This is a genomic window from Nonomuraea sp. NPDC004186, assembly GCF_053603495.1.
Map to the genome: position 1 here is coordinate 90,547 of NZ_JBSGFQ010000017.1, position 21,172 is coordinate 111,718.

25 protein-coding genes and 1 pseudogene are annotated in these 21,172 nt (G+C 69.4%); 19 read left to right on the top strand and 7 right to left on the bottom strand.

All coding sequences use genetic code 11. The features are described 5' to 3' along the window. Position 1: 1 nt before the first annotated feature. The 4 genes and pseudogenes from ACWEPL_RS16600 to ACWEPL_RS16615 form a co-directional block, all read left to right on the top strand. Positions 2–520 carry a GNAT family N-acetyltransferase gene (locus ACWEPL_RS16600; protein ID WP_452436649.1) on the top strand — a complete coding sequence of 173 codons (519 nt, stop codon included), beginning with the start codon at positions 2–4 and terminating at the stop codon, positions 518–520. 194 nt (positions 521–714) lie between these two features. Then, positions 715–1,578: an AfsR/SARP family transcriptional regulator gene (locus ACWEPL_RS16605; RefSeq protein ID WP_452436650.1), complete on the top strand. Its 864-nt coding sequence runs from the start codon at positions 715–717 to the stop codon at positions 1,576–1,578. Beyond that, entirely contained in the window at positions 1,575–2,582 is a 1,008-nt protein-coding gene (locus ACWEPL_RS16610; RefSeq protein WP_452436652.1) for a M20 metallopeptidase family protein, read from the top strand. Before ACWEPL_RS16605 ends, ACWEPL_RS16610 begins: the two co-directional genes overlap by 4 nt. 323 nt (positions 2,583–2,905) lie before the next feature. After that, positions 2,906–3,256: pseudogene (locus ACWEPL_RS16615) on the top strand (LuxR C-terminal-related transcriptional regulator); the annotation flags it as partial. 159 nt (positions 3,257–3,415) lie between these two features. Here ACWEPL_RS16615 and ACWEPL_RS16620 read toward each other — a convergent pair. After that, complete coding sequence (locus tag ACWEPL_RS16620) at positions 3,416–4,393, bottom strand: radical SAM protein (protein WP_350736340.1); 978 nt, start codon at positions 4,391–4,393, stop codon at positions 3,416–3,418. A gap of 106 nt (positions 4,394–4,499) precedes the next feature. Between ACWEPL_RS16620 and ACWEPL_RS16625 the strand changes: the two genes are divergently transcribed. From ACWEPL_RS16625 to ACWEPL_RS16685, 13 genes are all read left to right on the top strand, one after another. After that, positions 4,500–4,823 (top strand): DMT family transporter, encoded by a 324-nt coding sequence (locus ACWEPL_RS16625; protein WP_363980318.1) that lies wholly within the window; start codon positions 4,500–4,502, stop codon positions 4,821–4,823. Beyond that, on the top strand, positions 4,820–5,419 hold the full coding sequence (locus ACWEPL_RS16630; RefSeq protein ID WP_452436694.1) for a TetR/AcrR family transcriptional regulator: 600 nt from the start codon (positions 4,820–4,822) through the stop codon (positions 5,417–5,419). The genes ACWEPL_RS16625 and ACWEPL_RS16630 overlap by 4 nt, the downstream gene beginning before the upstream one ends. Before the next feature lie 20 nt (positions 5,420–5,439). Next, the gene (locus ACWEPL_RS16635) at positions 5,440–5,994 is read left to right on the top strand and encodes a GNAT family N-acetyltransferase (RefSeq protein ID WP_363980312.1); all 555 of its coding nucleotides are present in this window, start codon (positions 5,440–5,442) and stop codon (positions 5,992–5,994) included. Continuing rightward, positions 5,991–6,284: a DUF952 domain-containing protein gene (locus ACWEPL_RS16640; protein ID WP_452436653.1), complete on the top strand. Its 294-nt coding sequence runs from the start codon at positions 5,991–5,993 to the stop codon at positions 6,282–6,284. The genes ACWEPL_RS16635 and ACWEPL_RS16640 overlap by 4 nt, the downstream gene beginning before the upstream one ends. A gap of 99 nt (positions 6,285–6,383) precedes the next feature. Further along, positions 6,384–6,758 carry a nuclear transport factor 2 family protein gene (locus tag ACWEPL_RS16645; protein WP_364248512.1) on the top strand — a complete coding sequence of 125 codons (375 nt, stop codon included), beginning with the start codon at positions 6,384–6,386 and terminating at the stop codon, positions 6,756–6,758. Positions 6,759–7,469: 711 nt separating this feature from the next. Continuing rightward, positions 7,470–7,676: a hypothetical protein gene (locus ACWEPL_RS16650; RefSeq protein ID WP_452436654.1), complete on the top strand. Its 207-nt coding sequence runs from the start codon at positions 7,470–7,472 to the stop codon at positions 7,674–7,676. A 523-nt stretch (positions 7,677–8,199) separates the two neighbouring features. After that, entirely contained in the window at positions 8,200–9,903 is a 1,704-nt protein-coding gene (locus ACWEPL_RS16655; RefSeq protein ID WP_452436655.1) for a hydrogenase maturation protein, read from the top strand. After that, the gene (locus tag ACWEPL_RS16660) at positions 9,851–11,449 is read left to right on the top strand and encodes a helix-turn-helix domain-containing protein (protein WP_363980300.1); all 1,599 of its coding nucleotides are present in this window, start codon (positions 9,851–9,853) and stop codon (positions 11,447–11,449) included. The genes ACWEPL_RS16655 and ACWEPL_RS16660 overlap by 53 nt, the downstream gene beginning before the upstream one ends. A 123-nt stretch (positions 11,450–11,572) precedes the next feature. Next, the gene (locus ACWEPL_RS16665) at positions 11,573–12,577 is read left to right on the top strand and encodes a tyrosine-type recombinase/integrase (protein ID WP_350736364.1); all 1,005 of its coding nucleotides are present in this window, start codon (positions 11,573–11,575) and stop codon (positions 12,575–12,577) included. A 77-nt stretch (positions 12,578–12,654) separates the two neighbouring features. Next, positions 12,655–12,906 carry a helix-turn-helix domain-containing protein gene (locus ACWEPL_RS16670; protein ID WP_350736367.1) on the top strand — a complete coding sequence of 84 codons (252 nt, stop codon included), beginning with the start codon at positions 12,655–12,657 and terminating at the stop codon, positions 12,904–12,906. A 132-nt stretch (positions 12,907–13,038) separates the two neighbouring features. Further along, complete coding sequence (locus tag ACWEPL_RS16675; protein ID WP_355203496.1) at positions 13,039–13,986, top strand: ATP-binding cassette domain-containing protein; 948 nt, start codon at positions 13,039–13,041, stop codon at positions 13,984–13,986. Then, positions 13,983–14,777, top strand: a complete 795-nt coding sequence (locus tag ACWEPL_RS16680) for an ABC transporter permease (RefSeq protein ID WP_452436656.1) — start codon at positions 13,983–13,985, stop codon at positions 14,775–14,777. The genes ACWEPL_RS16675 and ACWEPL_RS16680 overlap by 4 nt, the downstream gene beginning before the upstream one ends. Before the next feature lie 9 nt (positions 14,778–14,786). After that, positions 14,787–15,587, top strand: coding sequence for a MerR family transcriptional regulator (locus ACWEPL_RS16685; RefSeq protein WP_452436657.1), 801 nt, complete (start codon positions 14,787–14,789; stop codon positions 15,585–15,587). Positions 15,588–15,719: 132 nt separating this feature from the next. On the opposite strand, the gene ACWEPL_RS16690 is transcribed toward ACWEPL_RS16685, so the two are convergent. Then, complete coding sequence (locus ACWEPL_RS16690) at positions 15,720–15,905, bottom strand: zinc finger domain-containing protein (RefSeq protein ID WP_363980289.1); 186 nt, start codon at positions 15,903–15,905, stop codon at positions 15,720–15,722. Positions 15,906–15,952: 47 nt separating this feature from the next. Beyond that, positions 15,953–16,585 (bottom strand): TetR/AcrR family transcriptional regulator C-terminal domain-containing protein, encoded by a 633-nt coding sequence (locus tag ACWEPL_RS16695; protein ID WP_363980286.1) that lies wholly within the window; start codon positions 16,583–16,585, stop codon positions 15,953–15,955. 81 nt (positions 16,586–16,666) lie between these two features. Between ACWEPL_RS16695 and ACWEPL_RS16700 the strand changes: the two genes are divergently transcribed. Both ACWEPL_RS16700 and ACWEPL_RS16705 read left to right on the top strand, forming a co-directional pair. Next, positions 16,667–16,927, top strand: coding sequence for a hypothetical protein (locus ACWEPL_RS16700; protein ID WP_452436658.1), 261 nt, complete (start codon positions 16,667–16,669; stop codon positions 16,925–16,927). Then, entirely contained in the window at positions 16,924–17,883 is a 960-nt protein-coding gene (locus tag ACWEPL_RS16705) for a quinone oxidoreductase family protein (RefSeq protein ID WP_452436659.1), read from the top strand. Before ACWEPL_RS16700 ends, ACWEPL_RS16705 begins: the two co-directional genes overlap by 4 nt. Positions 17,884–18,239: 356 nt before the next feature. Here ACWEPL_RS16705 and ACWEPL_RS16710 read toward each other — a convergent pair whose 3' ends face one another. From ACWEPL_RS16710 to ACWEPL_RS16725, 4 genes are all read right to left on the bottom strand, one after another. Further along, positions 18,240–19,064, bottom strand: coding sequence for a hypothetical protein (locus tag ACWEPL_RS16710; protein ID WP_452436660.1), 825 nt, complete (start codon positions 19,062–19,064; stop codon positions 18,240–18,242). Continuing rightward, on the bottom strand, positions 19,061–19,927 hold the full coding sequence (locus ACWEPL_RS16715; RefSeq protein WP_452436661.1) for a hypothetical protein: 867 nt from the start codon (positions 19,925–19,927) through the stop codon (positions 19,061–19,063). The genes ACWEPL_RS16710 and ACWEPL_RS16715 overlap by 4 nt, the downstream gene beginning before the upstream one ends. A gap of 127 nt (positions 19,928–20,054) precedes the next feature. Next, positions 20,055–20,207, bottom strand: coding sequence for a hypothetical protein (locus ACWEPL_RS16720; RefSeq protein ID WP_363980271.1), 153 nt, complete (start codon positions 20,205–20,207; stop codon positions 20,055–20,057). 8 nt (positions 20,208–20,215) lie between these two features. After that, the gene (locus ACWEPL_RS16725; protein ID WP_452436662.1) at positions 20,216–20,971 is read right to left on the bottom strand and encodes a hypothetical protein; all 756 of its coding nucleotides are present in this window, start codon (positions 20,969–20,971) and stop codon (positions 20,216–20,218) included. Between the last annotated feature and the right edge of the window lie 201 nt (positions 20,972–21,172).

The following is a 21,172-nucleotide window of genomic DNA, read 5'->3' on the forward strand; positions in this document are numbered from 1 at the left end:
CATGACCCACCCCAGCACCCTCCCGCGCATCCGCGACGGCCGCGACGGCGACGTCCCCCTCGTCTTGAGCATGTTCGACAGCGCCGTCGCCTGGCTCACCGCCCAAGGACGCACCGGCCAATGGGGCAGCAGCCCCTTCACCGGCAACCCACGCCGCACCCGCCAGGTCACCGGCTGGCTCGAACTCGGCGGCATGCGCATCGCCGAAGTCGACCACCACCCCGCCGGCTGCCTCGTCGTCGGCGGCGCCCACGACTACGTCACCCCCGCCACCGAACCCGAGCTCTACATCCAGGCCCTCGTCACCGACCGCCGCTACCACGGCCACGGCGTCGGCCGCGCCCTGCTCGACCGGGCCGCCACCGAAGCCGCCGAACGCGGCGTCGGCCTGCTGCGCGTCGACTGCTACGCCGGCGACGACGGCCGCCTGGTCGCCTACTACGAAAACTGCGGCTTCACCCGCACCGCCCCCTTCACCGTCGGGGAATGGCCCGGCATGCTCCTGCAGCGCCGCATCTGACCCCTCGCCCGGTCGCGGCGGGCCGGCCTGCGGGGCACGCGGTTTGGAGCAGATCTTGATCTGTGTCATGGTGAAGCCATACGCCCGATATCGGAATTCCTGCCGGACAGCGCCTCATCCTGGGCCCACTGGAGATCAGCCTGTCCCGCCGAGAGGTCCCGCTTCCCGGCCAGCACGTTCGCTGGCTCCTGGCCGTGCTGCTGCTGTCACGGGGGGAGCCGGTCGCCGAAGGCCAGCTCCTGAGCCACGTCTGGGGCACCTCCGAGGTCAGCCTGCGGGCTCTGCTCACCAGCGTGTCGCGGCTGCGATCGTGGTTGCGCGACCACACGGGGATGACCGAGGCGGTCAAGTACACCAGGTCCGGCGGCTACGTCCTCGACCTGGACGCGCGCCATGTGGACGCGGCCCGCTTCCTCGGCCGCTACCGCGCCGCCGCTCGCGAGCCGGACCCCGCGCTCGGGCTCGACCTGCTGTTGCGGGCGCTCGGGCAGTGGCGCGGGCTCGTACTGGAAGGAGCCCCGGAGGAGGTCCGCACGCACGCGGGGATCCGCCGGCTGCAGACCGCCCGGGCCGGCTGCGCGGCCAGGGCCGCCGACCTGGCGCTGCACACCAGCCGGCCGGAGGCGGCCCTGCCGCACGTGCGGGAGGTCGCCGCGGACATGCCGTACGAGGAGCCGCTCCAGACCCGGCTGATCAGGCTGCTCGGCGCCACCGGCCGCAGAGCCGAGGCGTTGCGCTGCTTCGAGGAGATCCGGCGCAGGCTGGCCGACGAACTCGGCGTCGACCCCTCCGACGAGCTCCGCGCCACGCACGCGGAGCTGCTGCGCGAGCATCGGCCCGCCCCCGAGCCCGCGGCACAGACCCCGCCCGAGCGGGCCCGGCCGGTGGCAGCCGAGCTGCCGATGGACGTGGCGACGTTCACGGGGCGCAGGCCAGAGATCGAGCACCTGTGCGGGTTGCTGGGAGCGGCACGCCAGGAGGGCCCGGTCGACCCGATGACCGAAAGCAGCCTCGGCACCCGCCGCCCCGACGACCCGGGGGAGAGGCCCACACCGTGACCATCGCAAACGGCGCCCGCACCCTCCACGAACACCTCCTACGGCTCCGGCACGACCTGCACACAGAGCCAGAGATCGGACTGACGCTCACCCGCACCCAGCACAAACTCCTCCAAGCCCTCCATGACCTGCCGCTGGAAATCAGCACCGGCAACAAAGCCACATCGATCACCGCCGTGCTACGCGGCGCCCGGCCCGGCCCGACCGTACTGCTGCGCGCCGACATGGACGCACTCGCGCTCCACGAACACGGCGACACCGGCCGGACCTCACGCTTCCCCGGCCGGATGCACGCCTGCGGCCACGACATGCACGCCACGATGCTGGCCGGAGCCGCACGACTGCTCAGCGACCGCCGCCACACCCTCCACGGCAACGTCATCTTCATGTTCCAGCCGGGGAAGGAGAGCCACGCGGGCGCCAGAATCATGATCGAGGAGGGCGTGCTCGACGCCGCCGGCACCCGCCCGGCCGCCGCCTACAGCCTGCACGTGGTCTCCGCGCTGAGCACCATACGCCTGCCGCACCAGGATCCGGTCACCGTCTCGGCCGCCGACTTCCACGCGGGCACCACCCACAACGTGATAGCGGACCAGGCCCGCTTCTCCGTCACCATCCGGTCGCCGGCACCGCGCCTGCAGCGCCAGGCCCAGGACCGCGCCGTACGGCTGCTGCGCGACATCGCCGCCGCCCACGACCTGACCGTGGACATCGACACCGCCTCCGCCTACCCACCCACCGTCAACGCCGAACACGAGACCGCGTTCGTCCACACAGTGGCCCGCGACTTCTACAGCCAGGAGCGCACCACGCTCGCCGCCCAACCCTCCATGGCCGCCGAGGACGTCTCCTTCGTGCTCGAAGAGATCCCTGGCGCGGTCGCGGTGCTCGGCGCCTGCCCCGCCAACCACCCCCCGTACGCCACCTTCGACGACGCCGTGCTGACGGACGGCGCCGCCATGTACGCCGAACTGGCCGCCCGCCGGACGGCGTTACCCACCTGAAAACCCACACCGCCCGGCACCGCCCGATGAGAACGCCGTGAAAACGAGGTGTGATCGACCGCTGACATATTCGCCCCGACGGGCACTCCAACCCTCCGACGGGCGGACCGACGATGAGGCCAGGCAGAGTCCTACTCGTGAACGACAACCTGCCGGCGCGCAGCGGGCTGCGATCGATCCTCTCCCGGCAGTCCGACCTCCAGGTCGTGGGCGAGGCCGACAACCTCACCCAGGCCGGCCGGATCTTCGTCCAGGCCAGACCCGACCTGTTCGTCGTGGACTCCCCGTCGGTCACCACCCAGACCCTGGACACGGTCCGGTTCATGACCGACCGGCCCTCGCGCGTGCCGGTCCTCATCGTCACCGCCGACCCCGCCGGCCTCCAACTGGACCTGCTCCGGCTCGGCTGCTACACCCTGCCCCAACGGCAGCTCACCGCCACCGAACTGATCGCCGCCGTGCGCCGGATCATCGCGGGTTACGCCATCGTGGACCGCCGCAACGCGGGATACCTGGCGAGCGCGTTCACACCCCGCCACGACGACGACGTCGAAGCGCACACGGCCCAGACCCTCACCAGACGCGAGCAGGAAATCACCGGCCTCATCGCCCAAGGACTGTCGAACACCGACATCGCCGATGTCCTGGGCATCGCCCACTCGACCGTCAAGGGCCACGTGAAAGAGATCTTCCGCAAGCTCGGCCTGCGCAACAGAGTCCAGGCCGCCCTCTACCACCACACACACATCAGCGGCGATCCGACCGACGGGCCCACCCGGACGTCACCACCCGCACCCCCGCGCCCGCAGCCGCGCACCAACCGGACGCCCGCCTCACACCAGCGCCAGCTGCGCCGCCCGCGGCCGCCGCGGCCCCGCCTCCGGCGCCCCGCACCCCATCCCGTACATCTGGCACAACTGCGCGATCTGCCCCGTGATCCGCCGCTCATAATCCGGCGACGGCATCCCCGCCCGGTCGTACAGCTCCTCATAACGCTCCACCAGCTGCGGATGCGCCCCCGCCAGCCACTCCCCATACCACGAGCGCGTCCCCGGCGGCAGCCGCAACACCACCGGCTCCACCGCCCGCGCCCCCGCCGCCGCGATCCGCCGCACCGTGGCCCCCAGCTGGTCGGCCGCGTCACTGAGCAACGGCAGCACCGGCGCCATCAGCACCCGGCACTCCACCCCGGCCTCCACCAGCGCCGACACCAGCTCAAGCCGCGCCTGCGCGGTCGGCGCACCCGGCTCCACCGCCCGCCGGATCCGCTCGTCCACGAACGCGATCGACACCGCCACCCGCGCCCCGGCCCGCGCCAGCAACCCCGCATCACGCAACACCAGCGCGCTCTTGGTGTAAACGGTGAACGGCACCGCCGCCTGCGACAGCGCCCCGATCACCCCCGGCATCAGCCGATACGTCTCCTCGGCCGCCTGATAACAGTCGCCGCTGACCCCCACCGCCAGCTCCTGACCGTCCCAGCGCACCAGCTCCGCCCGCAACCTGGCCACCGCGTTCGGCTTCACCACGATCCGCGTGTCGAAATCACGCCCCGCATCCAGCCCCAGCCGCCCATGACCCGCCCGGGCACCACAACCACGGCAGGCATGCGCGCACCCACGATAGGGGGACAGGGCCCACTGCTGGGCGATGCCCGCGGTCTGCGGCACCCGCTCGATCATCGTGCGGGCCTGCAACTCGTAGAAACCATCACGCACCACCGCACGCCGCTCGATCAGCGGACGCTCATCAGCGGCCTCGTCGACAAGCGCAAGCGCGTCCCAACCCACACCGACCAATGGAACACGCATTCGACAGCCTTTTCAAGCTGTTCCGCCAACCACACCGCCCCCGGACCGGATCCGGCACCCCAGCTAAACTGGCACGAACGTACCACTTTACGTCTGGGGGACCCCCATGCCCTGGCTCCTGCTCGCCCTCGCCATCACCACAGAAGTCCTCGCCACCACCGCACTCAAACTCAGCAACGGCCTCACCCACCCCGGCTGGACCATCACCGTCGCCGCCGGCTACATCACCTCCTTCACCCTCCTGGCCCAAGCACTCAAACTCCACCTCGACATGGGCACCGCCTACGCCATCTGGGCCGGCGCCGGCACCGCCGCCATCGCCCTCATCGGCGCCGCCTTCATGGGAGAGACCCTCACCCCAACCAAGATCGGCGGTATCCTCCTCATCATCGGCGGCGTCGTCATCCTCAACCTCGCAGGTGGCCATTGAACCCGGACCAGAACCCCACCCAAGCAGGGGAGCGGCCCCAACCACACCCGCCCACCCAAGCACGCGGACGCCGCCGCCGCGCCACCCTCCTGGCCTCCGCCGTCCACCTCCTCACCCAAGGCGGCTTCGCCGCCGTCACCCACCGAGCCGTCGCCCACCACGCCAACCTCCCCCTCGCCGCCACCACCTACTACTTCGCCTCCCGCGACCAACTCCTCGCCGAAGCCTTCGCCCAACTCGTCGAAACCGAACTCACCACCACCCGCACCTGGATCACCGACCACGGCCTCACCGCCCTCACCGACCAGATCGCCACCGCCGACCGCACCCGCCAACTCGGCCTCTGGGAGCTCTACGTCCACGCCGGCCGCGACCCCGTCCTCCAGCAGATCGCCCGCCGCTGGGCCGACGGCTGCATCCGCATCATCGCCGACACCCTCCACCTGTCCGAGACCGACACCCGCGTCCGCCTCCTCTACACCACCCTCAGCGCCCTCTGGCTCGAGCAAGTCGTCGAACAACGCCCCCTCGACGAGGCCCGCACCCTCCTCACCCTCGCCGTCACAACCGCCGAAAACGCATTGCCGCCCCCCTGACCCCTCCCTACACTTCCTCCGTGCTCAAACCCCACTACCCGATCACCACCGACCGCCTCCACCTACGCCCCTTCACCCCCGACGACCTCGACGCCGTCCACGCCTACGAATCCCGCCCCGACGTCGCCCGCTACCTCTACTGGGAACCCCGCGACCGCGACGCCACCCAAACCTTCCTCGACAAAAGAGCCACCCGCACCGCCCTCCACGACGAAGGCGACGCCATCGACCTGGCCATCACCCTGCGCAACACCGGCCAACTCATCGGCCAAACCCTGCTCATCTGGACCAGCAGACAACACCGCCAAGGCGAAATCGGCTACATCCTCCACCCCGACCACCACGGCCACGGCTACGCCCCGGAAGCCGCCCGCGAAATGCTCCGCCTCGGCTTCGACGACCTCGGCCTCCACCGCATCACCGGCCGCCTCGACGCCCGCAACACCGCCTCCGCCCGCGTCCTGGAAAAACTCCACATGCGCCGCGAAGCCACCCTCATCGACAACGAATACGTCAAAGGCGAATGGACCAGCGAAACCATCTACGCCATCCTCCACGCCGAATGGACGCCATGAACCCCATCCACCACCTCGCCCTGCAAACCGACTGGGAAGGCGCCCAGAAAGCGGGGGAGTACCGCATCTCCACCCTCGGCCACACCCTCGACGAGATCGGCTTCATCCACTGCAGCCGCGACCAGACCCAGCTACGCGGCGTCCACACCACCTTCTACGCCCACGTCACCGAACCCCTGCTCATCCTCGACATCGACCCCACCGGCCTCGACATCCGCCTCGAAAACGGCTTCCCCCACCTGTACGGGCCCCTGCCCATCACCGCCGTAACCGCCGTACACCCCTGGTGACACCACAGGAAAGCAGGACGGCCGCGGGGGAGCGGCCACTCACCCCAACCCGCGCCAAACCGGCCTCACAGCCAACCCCCCCGCCCGCACAATGGGCCCATGGACACCCGAACCGCCGCCCAACGCTTCGCCGACACCTGGCAACACGGCTGGACCCACCACGACACCGCCGCCATCATCGCCCTCTACCGCGACGACGCCGTCCACACCAGCATGCCCTTCCGCCCCCCACACCAGGGCAGACAAGCCATCGCCGACTACATCCAATGGTCATTCGCCGGCGAAACCGACCCCCACGTCACCTTCGCCGACCCCATCGTCGACGGCGACACGGCCGCCATCGAATTCCGGGTCCACGCCCACGACAACGGCCGCCCCATCACCCTCGCAGGCTGCGTCTTCGCCCGCTTCGACCCCGACGGCCTCGCCACCGAGACCCGCGACTACTGGCACACCACCGACGGCCACTCATAACCCCGACAGCACCACACCCGGCCCGCACGACCGGTCACCCCGCACCCCCGCACGGGGGAGAACACACCGAAACGATCAGCGCACCACCCGCAGCGGCGTCCGCACCGGCATCTGCACAGGAGCCACCGGCGCCGGAGCCGGCTCCGGACGCGCCATCTGCTGCGTCTGCTGCTGGGCCTGCTCCTCGGCACGCCGCTCCGCGCACCCACCCGCGCAATAACCGTTCGTCAGAATGAGACGACCCCGCAGCGCCGTGTACGCCTCCTTGCCCGTCGCAGGAACGACCCCCTGACACACCGGGCATAACACCGACTGGCTCCCCACGTGCTGCTCCTCTCGCGGCGCGAATAGCAGGACTTCCAGCTTAAAACCACACCTCGCGCCAAGGACAGCGAATCGACAGAACGTCAAACTCTCCGTAAGCATCCAGGGGAGCCCGCCACACCACCGCACCGAACCCCAAAACCCCCGCTCAACCCCCGAAACCGGCCCCCGCCACACCACCCGGGACACCGCCGCGCCGCCGGGAAAAAAATCCCATCAGACCCACCGGTCCCACCCGCCGAGGGGAGCGGCGGACCCCTTCCGAAAGCGGCTACTTGACATAATGTTCATTATCAAGCAAACGGCATGAACCGTCCGAGCGCGGGCAGACGCTTTAACATGCCTGCCCTGGAGATCACAACCCCCGGTCTCGTCGCACTCACAGGCGTGATCACCGCCTTGGCCATCTGGCTGATCATCCTGGCCGCCCGGCTCACCAGGAACCCGCGCAACCGGCCCGGCGTCAGCATGGACATGGTTGATCAAGCTCGTGAGCTCAAGTCGCTCGGCCAGATCCAGGAAGCCGTGTTCTTCGTACGCGGTGAGACCGGCATGAGCCAGCGGGCCGCCGCCCGCTTCGTCAACCGCCTCTGACCCCCTCCCGGCCCCGACCTCGACATTTACTCCCATACCGAACAGAAGCTGAATTCTGTTTGGTATGGGATATAAAGCAGCAAACAGCGCTTAAAGGGCGTAAGCGCCCGGACGGGCCATCCCCCCGCCGGTCCATGCCCGACCGCCGCCCACCGTCGGTCGCGGCCGAGGCCGTGCGCCCGCGAGTGCCGCTGCGGGTCGCGTGGGGTCGTGGCGCCTCATTCGAGGGCCGCTCCCCCGGGGTTGGAGCTCCGGGATGGGGGTTTCGGTTCGGGTGTCACGCACGGTCGCGTTCCCACCACAGGTGGATGTTTCGGGCAAAGTAGGTCAATTAGGGCTGGTCAGGGCGGGTTTTTGTCCGGAACTGTCACCACCAGTCGACGATTCGTGTCAGCATCAAAGGTATGTATGGGCCAAATGGGGCTGTCTTAAATGCATGGGGCCGAAGGGAACGCCCCTCCCGCTGAGCAGTCCCCCGCCCCCGAACCCGTGTCGTTCCCCTTGCCTGGAAAGAAGTCCCCCGTTGCGTATCTTGCTGCTGTGCTCCTCGTTCAACGGCCTGACCCAGCGTTGCTGGCTGGAGCTGCGCCGGGCCGGTCATGACGTCGGTGTCGAGCTGGCCGTGTCGGAGCAGGCGATGGTGGAGGCGGCCGAGCTGGCCAAGCCGGATCTGGTGATCTGCCCGTTCTTGAAGGAGCGGGTGCCTGAGCGGCTGTGGCAGGCGCATCGTACGGTGATCATTCACCCGGGTCCTCCTGGGGACCGGGGGCCGTCGTCGCTGGACTGGGCGATTTTGGAGGCCGAGTCCGAGTGGGGGGTGACGGCGTTGCAGGCGGTGGAGGAGATGGACGCGGGTCCGATCTGGGGTTTCCGGACGTTCGCGATGCCGTCGGAGGCGCCGCGTAAGTCGGCGTTGTACAACGGGCCGGTGGCGGATGCGGCGGTGGAGTTGGTGGTGGAGGTGGTGGCCAAGGCGGCGGATCCGTCGTTCGTGCCGGCGCCGTTGGATTACCGGTCGCCGGAGGTGCGGGGGCGGTTGCGGCGGGCGATGCGGCACTCCGATCGGGAGTTCTCGTGGGAGGAGTCGACGGAGGAGATCGTTCGGCGGGTGCGGGCGGCTGATGGTGCGCCTGGTGGGCGGTCGGTGTTGTGTGAGGTTCCGGTGCGGGTGTTCGACGTGTATCGGGGTCCGGAGCTGGGTGGGCGGCCGGGTGAGGTGGTGGCGCGGCGTGAGGGCGCGGTGCTGGTGAACACCGGTGATGGTTCGGTGTGGGTGGGGCATGTGCGGTTGGAGCAGGAGGGGTCGATCAAGCTTCCGGCGGCGTTGGCGTTGGGTGATCGGGTGGCTTCGGCGCCGGAGCGTTCGGGGTACAGCGAGATCACGTATGACCGTAGTGATGGTGTGGGGGTGGTGAGTTTCGACTTCTACAACGGGGCGATGTCGTCGGATCAGTGCCGGAGGTTGGCGTCGGCGTTGCGGTATGCGGTGGCGCAGGACACGAAGGTGCTGGTGGTTCGGGGTGGGGAGACGTTCTCCAACGGTATTCATCTGAATGTGATCGAGGCGTCGCGTCAGCCGGAGCTGGAGGCGTGGATGAACATCAATGCGATCAACGGGGTGTGCCGGGAGATCGTGGGGTGTACGAGTCAGCTGGTGGTGACGTCGATCGGGGGGAATGCGGGTGCCGGTGGGGTGATGATGGGTCTGGGGGCGGACCGGGTGATCATCCGGGATTCGGTGGTGTTGAATCCGCATTATCGGACGATGGGGTTGTTCGGGAGTGAGTTCTGGACGTATGTGTTGCCGCGGCGGGTGGGGGCGGAGACGGCGCGGCGGTTGACGCGGCAGGCGTTGCCGGTGGGTGCTGCCGAGGCGGTGGAGTTGGGGTTGGCGGATCGGATGCTGGGGGGTTCGCGGTTGGACTTCGAGCGGCGGGTGCTGGAGTACGCGGAGCGGTTGGCGGTGGATCCGGGTTATGATCGGCTGCTTGCGGGTCGGCGGCAGGTTCGGGAAGTGGATGAGCGGCGTAGGCCGTTGGACGCGTACCGGGCTGAGGAGCTGGCGGAGATGAGCCGGGACATGTTCGACGATCGGCATGAGTTCCGGGCGGCGCGGCGGGGGTTCGTGCATAAGGTGCGGGCGCAGGCGACTCCGGAGCATTTGGTGCGTCTTGGTGGGTTGTCCGGCGCGTCGGCGTCTGCTGGGGCTGGGGCATCTCATATGTGAGATATGGTCTCGTGTTGTGTCAGATGATTACCTTGTACGGATCGGCCGGTTGATCCGGGATGCGCGCCAGCATCGTGGTTGGACCCAGCTGCAGCTGGCGGATGCTCTGGCGACGTCGCAGAGCGCGGTCAACCGGATCGAGCGCGGCAACCAGAACATCAGTCTTGAGATGATCGCCCGAATCGGTGAGGCGCTCGACAGCGAGATCGTCTCGCTGGGCTATGCGGGGCCGATGCATCTGCGGGTGGTGGGCGGTCGCCGGCTGTCGGGCAGCATCGACGTCAAGACGTCGAAGAACGCGTGCGTGGCGTTGTTGTGCGCGTCGTTGCTGAATTCGGGGCGGACGATCCTGCGCAAGGTGGCGCGGATCGAGGAGGTCTACCGGATCCTGGAGGTGCTGGCCTCGATCGGGGTGCGGGCCCGGTGGATCAACGAGGGCAGCGATCTGGAGATCGTTCCTCCGGCCCGGCTGGAGCTGGAGGCGATGGACACGGAGGCGGCGCGCCGTACCAGGAGCGTGATCATGTTCCTGGGGCCGCTGATGCACCGTACGGAGCAGTTCCAGATCCCCTATGCGGGGGGCTGTGATCTGGGGACGCGTACGGTGCAGCCGCACATGTCGGCGCTGAAGCATTTCGGGCTGGACATCACGGCGACGGGTGGCTTCTATCACGCGCGGGTGGATCGGGGGGCGGCGCCGTCGCGGCCGATCGTGTTGACCGAGCGGGGTGACACGGTGACGGAGAACGCGCTGCTGGCGGCGGCGCGGCACGACGGGGTGACGGTGATCCGTAACGCCTCCTCCAACTACATGGTGCAGGATCTGTGCTTCTTCCTGGAGCAGCTCGGGGTGCGCGTGGAGGGGGTGGGGACGACGACGTTGACGGTGCACGGCGTGTCGGAGATCGAGCGGGATGTCGACTACTCCCCCTCTGAGGATCCGGTGGAGGCGATGAGCCTGCTGGCGGCGGCGGTGGTGACGTCGTCGGAGCTGACGATCTGCCGGGTGCCGGTGGAGTTCCTGGAGATCGAGCTGGCGGTGCTCGAGGAGATGGGCCTCGATTGTGATCGGGGGCGGGAGTACGCGGCGGCCAACGGTCGTACGCGGCTGGTGGATCTGACGGTGCGGCCGTCGAAGCTGGTCTCCCCCATCGACAAGATCCATCCGATGCCGTTCCCTGGGCTGAACATCGACAATGTGCCGTTCTTCGCGGCGATCGCGGCTTCGGCGCAGGGGTCGACGTTGATCCATGACTGGGTCTACGACAATCGGGCGATCTATCTGACGGAGCTGACGCGGCTGGGGGCGTCGGTGAAGCTGCTGGATCCGCATCGGGTGCTGGTGGAGGGTCCGACGCGGTGGCGTAGCGCGGAGATGATGTGCCCGCCGGCGTTGCGGCCGGCGGTGGTGGTGCTGCTGGCGATGATGGCGGCGGAGGGCACGTCGGTGTTGCGGAACGTGTACGTGATCAACCGCGGGTATGAGGATCTGGCGGAGCGGCTGAACGCTCTGGGGGCGCGGATCGAGACCTTCCGCGACATCTAGGGCGTCGGTCCCGGGTGGGCGCCTCTGCCTGTGTCGAGGTGCCCGTCCGGGGGCGGTGTTTCTGTCGGTGCCTGCCGCTACCGTCGTGCTTGGTTCGTCGTGGCGCGAGGGAAGGGGTGGCCGGTGCGGCCTGCGGAGCTCGACCGGTTGACGGTGGCGGAGGCGGGTGACCGCTATGTGGAGCTGGTGCGGGCGCGGACGGTGACGGGGGCGTTGTCGTCGTCGACGGCCGAGGTGTATGCGCGGGATGTGGCGACGCTGGTGGAGCTGGCCGGCGCGGATGCGGTGCTGGACGATCTGACGGGCGCGGATGTGGATGCGCTGCTGCTGGCGTTCGCCCGGCGGCCGGATGGGCGGCTGCGTACTCCGAGCGGGGGGCAGTCGCCGTCGTCTCAGGCGCGGTTTCGGCGGTCGATCTCGGCGTTGTTCAAGCATGCGACGCTGGCGGGCTGGGTGCAGATCAATCCGATGACGGCTTCGACGGTGACGTCGAAGGAGCGTGGGGGGTTGCGGCCGCAGCGGCGGGCGTTGACGCGGGAGCAGGCGCAGGGGTTGATCGGGGCGGCGCGGACGTTGGGGGATGTTCCCCCGCCGGAGGGCAAGCGGCGTGATCAGCGTACGGAGTTGCGTGATGCGGTGATCGTGCTGTTGCTGGCGACGATGGGGCCGCGGGTGTCGGAGTTGGTGCGGGCGAATGTGGAGGATTTCTTCACCAACGACGGGGTGCGGTATTGGCGGATCTTCGGCAAGGGCGGGCGGACGCGGGATGTGCCGTTGCCGGATGATGTGGCGGCGGTGTTGCAGGAGTATCTGGCGCGGGGGCGGCCGGCGGCGGCGGAGAAGGCGTTGCTGTTGTCGTGGCGGGGGCGGCGGCTGGCGCGGGGTGATGTGCAGGCGGTGATCGATCGGGTGCAGCAGCGGGTGGATCCTGATCAGCGGCGTTCGGTGACGCCGCATGGGTTGCGGCATACGACGGCGACGCATTTGCTGGCCGATGCGGTGGACATGGATGCGGTGCGGCGGGTGCTGGGGCACAGCGATCTGGCGACGTTGGGGCGGTATCGGGATGAGCTGCCGGGTGAGCTGGAGGTGGCGATGCGTGCTCATCCGTTGTTGCGGGGCCGCTGAGGTCGGGGGGTGCTCCCCCGGTCCGCGGGGTGGATAACTATCCCGGTATTTGTATCCCTGGGTATAGAGTGGGTGTCATGGTACGACCTCCGTTGACCCTCGAGGAGCGGCTGCGTGGCGAGCAGCTGGGCTTGGTGCTGCGCCGGGCCCGTGGCGAGCGCAGCATCGTCGAGGTGGCCGCTGCGGCGGGGATGTCGGCCGAGACCCTTCGCAAGATCGAGACCGGCCGGATCGCCACGCCTGCGTTCTTCACGATCGCCGCCCTGGCCGATGTGCTCGGCATCTCGCTCGATCACCTGGCCACGCGCTCCGCTCCTGCTGCCACCTGACCTGCCGTCCGGCCGGACGATGGTGGTGCTCTCCCCTGCCGTGCTCGCATGCCTATGGCGGTGCCGTCAGCGCGGGGGTCGTGCGGCGGCGGTTTGACCCTGACGCAGGGTCAATCTCTCAGCATGGTCGGCATGACCACGAAAACCAGTGCGATCGAGGTGGCCGGGCTGCGCAAGGCGTACGGCGACCTTGAGGTGATCGCCGGAGTCGACCTGAGCGTTCCCGCGGGCACCGTCTATGCCCTGCTCGGCCCCAACGGGGCCGGTAAGACCACCACGGTGCGGATCCTGTCCACGTTGCTGCCCGCGGATGCCGGGCAGGCCCGGGTGGCCGGGTACGACGTGCGCCGCGAGGCCGAGCGGGTGCGCGCGTCGATCGGGGTGACCGGGCAGTTCTCGGCCGTGGACGAGTTGCTGACCGGGCGGGAGAATCTGCGGCTGATGGCCGCCCTGGGGCATCTGGACCGGCGGCGGGCCGAGAGTGTGGTGGGGCGGTTGCTGGAGCGCTTCGATCTGGTGGGCGCCGCCGACCGGCGCGCGGTGACGTACTCGGGTGGCATGAAGCGGCGGCTGGACCTGGCGATGACCCTGGTGGCGGGGCCGCGGCTGATCTTTCTCGACGAGCCGACCACCGGCCTGGACCCGCGTAGCCGCCGTGACCTGTGGGGCATCGTGCGGGAGCTGGTGGCCGGCGGGGTCACCGTCTTCCTCACCACCCAGTACCTGGAGGAGGCCGACCAGCTGGCCGACCGGATCGGGGTGCTGGACGGGGGCCGGCTGGTCGCCGAGGGCAGCGCGGCCGAGCTGAAGCGGCTGGTCCCCGGCGGTCACATCGAGCTGCAGGTCGCCGATGGCGAGCGGGTGGCGGAGCTGGCGCGCCGGTTGCCCGGAGCGGTCCCGGACGCCGGGGCGCTGACCGTGACCGTGCCGCATGACGGCAGTCTGGCCGCGCTGCGGCGGCTGCTGGACGGGATCGGGGACGACGGCGCGGTCACCGGGCTGGCCGTGCGGACCCCGGATCTGGACGACGTGTTCCTGGCCCTGACCGGCCGCCCCGCCGCCGAGGAGGTGCCGGCATGAGAGGGGTCAGCTATGCCGTGCGTGACTCGGCGACCATGCTGCGGCGCAACCTGAAGCGTATGGCCCGCTACCCGTCGATGACGCTGATGCTGGTCGGCCAGCCGCTGCTGTTCCTGCTGCTGTTCGTCTACGTCTTCGGCGGCACCATGGGCGCCGGCCTGCCGGGGGCTTCGGCGGGGGGCCGCGGCGACTATCTGACGTTCATCACGCCCGGGATCTTGATGATGACGGTGGCGAGCGTGTCCATCGGGACGGCGGTTCTGGTCGCCACCGACATGACGAACGGGATCATCGACCGGTTCCGGACGATGGCCATCGCCAAGGTCTCGGTGCTCACCGGTCACGTGCTGGGCGCGCTGATCCAGACGGCGTTCGCGCTCGTGGTGGTCGTGGGGGTGGCGTTCCTGATCGGTCTGGACAGCGGCGCGTCGGTGATGCAGTGGTCGGGCCTGGCTGCTCTGCTGGCGCTGGTGTCGTTGGCGATGACGTGGTTCGCCGTGGCGCTGGGGCTGGCCAGTCCGGACCCGGAGACCGCGAGCAACCTGCCGACGATCTTCGTGTTGCTGCCGTTCGTGGGCAGCGGGTTCGTTCCGGTCGCGTCGATGCCGTCGGGGTTGCGGTGGTTCGCCGAGCATCAGCCGTTCACGCCGATCATGGACGCCTTCCGCGGTCTGCTGGCCGGGTCGCCGGCGGGGCCGGACGTGTTGTGGGCCGTGGGCTGGTGCGCGGTGATCGGGTCGGCCGGCTATGCGTGGTCGCGGCGCCTCTACCGGACCCGCGCCGCGCGCTAGGAGACTGGGATGATGTTGACCATCGGCGAGCTGGCGTCGTATGCCGGGGTGACGGTGCGCGCGGTGCGGCACTATCACGCCAAGGGGTTGCTGCCGGAGCCGGAGCGGGACCATTCCGGTTATCGCCGGTACGACGCCGGCGCCGTGGTGGAGCTGATCAAGATCCGGACGCTCACCGGGGCCGGGGTGCCGCTGGCGCGGGTGCGGGAGCTGCTGCGGGCCGATGAGGAGGCGTTCGCGGCGGCGGTCGCGGACATCGACCGGCGGCTGCGGGCGGAGATCCGGGAGCGGCAGCGGCTGCGGGAGCGGATCGCCCGGCTCGCTGCCGGGGACCAGCTGGTGCTGCCGCCGGAGGTGGTGGAGTTTCTGGACCGGCTGCGGGCGCTCGGGGTGGATGAGCGGATCGTGGAGGTCGAGCGTGACGGCTGGATCCCGTTGGCGGCGCACTCCCCCGCGCGGGTGGCGGAGTGGGTGGCGCGCAAGCGGGAGCAGCTCGCCGACCCGCAGCTCGTCGACTTCTATCTCACCTTGGGCCGGGCTCTGGACTGGAGCGCCGGGGACCCGAGGCTGGCCGAGCTGGCCGACGAGCTGGCCGCCTACATCACGCGGATGGCCGAGGAGCAGGGTGAGGACTACGTGGACGTGGCGGGGGTCGAGCCGCCGTTCGTCCAGTTGATGGACGATCTGGCGTTCGACTCGGCGCCGCCGGCCCGCCGGCTGATCGAGCTGCTGAAGGAGCGCGGTTGGACGGGCTGGACCCGGCTCGAGCGCGTGGACCCACCACCCGGAGAGGGGCGGCGTTCCCGGTGATGGCGGGCGGGCTCCCGCGGTTGGATCATGACAGCAAGGACGGTTCGTGACCCGGGTACCGGCCAGGGGCTACGGGCGTTGCTTCGTGTCGTCGGCTCCGGCGCCCGGCTCGGTGATGCTGGGGTCGTGGCCTCATCGGTGACGGTGGCGCCGCCGATGGCCTTGCGCCGGGGTCGGCACGTTGAGCACCTTGGCCGGGGACGGCACGAGCCGGAACCGGGCGGTGTGGTGCTGGGCGGCCACCTTGCCCCGGCCGGTGCGGCAGGGCGATCCGGCCGGGGCGGCGCAGGAGGACATCGGGCAGTCGAAGGCTTCCACGCGGGGAAAGTCGTCGTCGCTCACTCGCTTGCGGAGCGGCTGACTGGTCAGGACGTGGGGCCGGACTGCGCGGCAGGACCGTGGATGATCTGTTCCAGGCAGTCGCGGAACAGGTCGTCGACGGTGCGGCCGGCCTGGAAGTACTCTGTCACGCCGGCCATCACGGTGGGGTACGCCGTGGCGTAGGCGGCCATGTCGAAGCCGTCCAGGGCGTCCGCGTCGGGGCGGCCGGCCTGTTCCTCCAGGACGTAGCCGACGGTGAAGCGCAACACCGTCAACACGATCAGGCGAGCCTGCCGCAGGGGAATGCCCCGCTCGACCAGTGTGCTCATCGCCAGTTCGGAGATGGCGGCCATCTTGAGGGACAGCTGGGAGGCCGCGATGATCCGGGCTCCGTCCGGGTGGGCCAGCAGCGCGCGGCGCAGCCGTTCGGCCAGGCCGATCAGCCAGTCGTGCCAGTGCTCCTCCGGCGCGGGCGATGCCAGTTCGGGGAACTGCTGCTCAAGAATCGCCTCGGCGATCGCGGTGACCAGTGCCGCCTTGTTCGGGATGTGCCAGTAGAGGGTCGGCGACTGTACGCCGAGCCGGGCGGCCAGTTTGCGCGTGGTCACGCCGTCGAGACCCTCGGCGTCCAGTAGTGCGACGGCCTCGGTGACGATCCGCTGCTTGTCCAAAGCCAATTCCGGCACCTCCCTTGCGGAGTCTATCAGTGATAGAGTTCTCTATCGGTGATAGAGACTCGCGCGCCAGAGGAGGCAACGATGAGACACCAGCACTCGCTTCGCGACCTGCTGCACTGGGCGACCCATCGCATACCGGGGGTTCCCGCGCACATCGAGCAGCCGGCCGGGCACCAGGGCCAGGTCCGCCACGTCCATGGGTGGCGGCGCTCGCTCACGCACCACCGTTCGCACCACCGTTCGCACCACCACGGGTTCAACCACTCTCCGGCCCGTCCGCCTCGCGTCCTGGCGGCGTGGCAGACGCGGATCGCCCGCTTGTTGGGGCAGGAACTGGGATGAAGGCGGCGGTGCTCCACGAGGCCGGCGGCATCCCGCGCTATGAGGACTTCCCCGATCCGGTGGCCGGCGACGGCGAGGTGATCATCGATGTCAAGGCGGTCGCCGTCGAGAACGTCGACAGGGCGATCGCGGCCGGTACGCACTACGCCAGCGAGAAGTACATCGGCCGGCTTCCGGTGATCCCTGCCTTCGATGGCATCGGCGCCCTCCCGGACGGCACGCTCGTCGGGTTCGGCAACATCCGCCTGCCCTACGGCGCGCTCGCCGAGAAGACCGTGGTGCCCCAGGGCTCCTACATGCCGATCCCCGACGGCATCGACCCGGCCGTGGTAGCGGTGATGGCCTCGGCCGTCACCGCGATGTCGATGAAGACGGCCGCGGGGTTCGTTCCCGGGGAGACGGTGCTGGTGCAGGGCGCCACCGGGGTCGCCGGGCGGCTCGCGGTCAAGGTGGCCCGGCTGCTGGGCGCCGGCCGGATCGTGGCCACCGGCCGCGACGACAACCAGTTGCGCGAGGTGCAGGCCATCGGAGCCGACACGGTGATCAACACCGCGGTCTCCGACGAGGCGCTGGCGCAGGCGTATCTCGACGCCAGGGGGGACGGCTACGACGTCGTCGTGGACTACCTGTGGGGCAGGCCCAGCGAGATCCTGCTGCGCGCCCTGGTGCCGCGGTCGTTCGCGTTCGGCAAGCCGACCCGGGTGGTCCAGATCGGCGAGTCGGTCGGCACCGAGGTCGCCATCGCCGGGTCGAGCCTGCGCACCTCCGGCGTGGAGATCTACGGCGCGGCCAAGAGCCTCGACCCGCAGACCATGGACGAGGTGTACCAGCAGGTCGTGACGTGGACGCGGTCCGGCGAGCTCACCTTCGAGGTGGAGAAGGTCCCGCTGAGCGACATCGCGACCGCCTGGCAGCGAACCGACCTCAAAGGCAGGCGACTCGTCGTGATGCCATGACCGGCCCGCATCCACGACACACCAGCGATGATCACCGGTCAGCGTTCCGGCGCCGTCCCCACCCACGACGTCGACGGACTCGTCTCCGAGCGGCGGTGACTGGCTCCAGCGGCCGCAGGCCACGATCCGGGACCCCACGAGGCGATCACCTAGCGGCCCTGGGCGGCCGGGATGGGGCGTGACCCGGCAGAGACAGCCGGGCCACATCCTCCTCCCTTCACCGGCACCCGGCGATGACGACGACGACATGGAGCGTCAGGCACGCCCACGGCTCGAGGCGGGACGGCCTGGCTGCGGACGAACTGCTCGATCGGGTCACCCTCGCCATGGAGCGGCCGGGATCGAGCGATGGGCCGTCAGGTCCGGGCCGTCCGCTCCGCGTTCACCGCCTGGACGGCCTCGTGGATGTGCTGCCTGCTCCCCAGGTCGAGCACGGCCTGGGCGAGAAGGGTGTCGGTGGCGTCGCGCCGCGTCTCATCGGCGGGAATGTCCAAATAGGCCAGCACCACCTCCTGATCGTCGAGGTAAGGCAGCAAGGGCCAGGCGTACGGGGTCGCACTCGTACCTTCTGCCGCGCCCAGGACGGCCTCGTCCGCGACGCCCCGCAGCGCCATCGCGGCCTTGAGACAGCAGCGTTTCGCCTGGTCGATGATCTGCGCCAGGCGGTTGAGCGCGGGCACCGTGGCGCGCCCGGCGTCGTTCTGCTGGGCGCGCGCGGAGGGGTCGAAGTTCGCGCGCAGGTCCTCGCATTCGAGTTGCAGGTCCTCCAGGGTCGTGATGATGGAGTCCAGTCGCCGGCTGACGTCGGCGTGCCGCTTGGTCCTGGCGTCGGTCTGCGGTGGTGACGTGGCGAGGTCCTGGCAGGAGTCGTACGCCTGGCTCAGCGCGGTGACGGCCTGCGGCATCTCCGCGCTCGCCTTTTTGACGGGCGCGGAGGCGCCGGCCTCCGGGAAGCCGTTCAGGGTGCCCAGGCATTGGCCGGCGTCACGCAGATGGGCCAGCGCCCAGGCCAGCGGTTCGGCGCCGGCCTGCTCGGGCAGCGGGTCACGCCGGGCGCCGCGGCGATGGACGGCGTCCAGGCCGCTGTGCCCGGCGGCGGTCACCCAGCCCCTGGACAGGTCGAGCTTGCTGCGCAGCCGGCCGCGTACGGCCTCGGCGATGGCCACCGGGTCGCCGGTCACTTCTGCCCCTTTTCCGCTTCTGCTGCGTGCTTGTTCATCCGGTCCTTGAACAGCGGGTCGTCCCGCTCGCTGTTCCAGATGGGCAGGTCGGCCATCATGCCGTTCAGTTCCTCGACGGTTTGCTGACCGAGGGGCAGGCCGTTCACCGCCGCGAGGTCGGCGACCAGCAGGGGAAGCTGGACCCTGTTCTCGGTGGGTGCGACGATGTCGGTCGCTATCTCGAAGAGCTTGCGAGCGCCGTCGTAGGGCTCATCAGTGGCGACCTCGGTGTCCTCGGAGTCATCGGATCTCTGATCGTGGGCCGTCGCGAGTTGCCGGTCCAGGCCGCGCCCGTACATTTCTTTCAAGGTCCACAGCAGCTGCCTGGGAGGCACCCGGGGGCCGAGCCTGGCCACGTGGATGAGCCAATATTTCACGGCGGAGTACAGGGCATCTTCCCGTTCCGTCCGCTCGCCGAAGATCGCCTGGTACAGATCGATGGGTGCGTTGAGCAAGGCGTTCCAGTGGGTGGCGGGCCTGGTCTGAGTCGACGCCAGGGAGGGCGGCGGGATCCGTAAGCTCCTGCCGGGGCCCGCCGAGGCGGAGTTGAACACGAAGTCCGCCACCTTGACCAGAAAAGAGCTGTTCGTTGCGGCCAGCTCGAAGAGGTCATTCATATCGAGAAAGGGCAGAAGATGCGACTCTGACACATCCCTGAGCGACATCAGTTCCGCCAGGGTGCTCGGCGGCGGTCTGTTCGCAGACAGTGCGTCCCGCTTGGTCTTGACCAGGGCACGGATGGGCTCACCCTGCTCGCCTGCCGCCTCTTTGGTCCTCTTGGGGGACGGGCTCCGGCTTCCCCGTTTCTGGTTGCCTCTCTTCATGCGGTCCAATGTCGTAGGGCGTCCCGGGCGCGCCTACTAGCCGGCCCGCCAGTTTCGCGGACCGGGCGCGGCCGATTCCGGACATGTCGCCGGACGGACCCGGATGGGCGCCGGAACCGGGGTCCAGTCAGATGGTGCGCACCTCCACCTCGTCGGTGAACGACCAGGCGCTGCCGGCCGGCTCGACGGTGATCCGGACGTAGCGGGCGGTGGTGTTCAGGCCGAGGAGACGGTACGTACGGGTCCGGCCGGCAATCGTGATCTTGGGTTTTGGCCTCATCGAGCACTTCACAGGCTCTGGGCCCAGCGGCGAAGCTCGGTGACGGCCTCGTCGGGGGCAAGGGAGCCGCGTTCCAGGTGAACCTCCTGAAGATGCCGGATCGCGGCCCCCACCAGCGGGGACGACGGGATGCCGAGCACCTCCATCACCGCCCTGCCGTCGAGTACGACGGGGACATCGTCACGCCTGACGTACCTGTCACGTTCGGCGGCGGCGCGGGCATCGGCCTCCTGCTTCGCACGGCGCGCCGCCTCCCAGGCGTCGTAGTCGGCGGCGTCCAGGGCACGCACGCACGCCCGGCGCCACCCCTCCATGTCGCGCTCCTGCCCGAAGCCGACCGCGTCGAAGAGGTCCAGCGCAGCCGTCCCGACCGCTCCGAGGCGCGCGAGCACGGCGTTGATCGGCCAGTCCTCGCACGGTCCCGCAGTCCCAGGGATCCAGGCGTGCTCGGGACCCCAGGTCTGACGGCCGTTCTCCCACAGGGCAGCGGTCTGGCTGCCGTCACCACCCCAGAAGTCCGCCTCCACGTAAGCGACTCGACCGCCGCGTGACCAGTCCTCCAGCCTCTCGGCGAACGCCGGCGACATCCACCTGAACGGCCCGGCCTCCTGCCGTACGTCGGTCAGCTCGTTGAAAATCTCGTCGGTAACCGGCAGCAGCCCCAAGCGTTGCCGAAGCGGCACCACCACAGCCCGCGGCACGTCATCCGACAGGAACCGGAGATGGTCGAAGTCACCGACAACACCGCGCAGCTCGTACGACATGCCCGCACCCTAGATCGGGCAGCGGCATAGAATCAGCACATTTCATAGGTCGGACGTCGCGGTGTCGACCATCTTCAACGGGCGTGCACGGCTCAGTGCGGCCGGAGCCGATGTCGTTCTTCAGCGCCGTTCTTCAGCGCCGTTCTTCAGCGCCGTTCTTCAGCGCCGTTCTTCAGCGTCGTTCTTCAGCGTCGTTCTTCA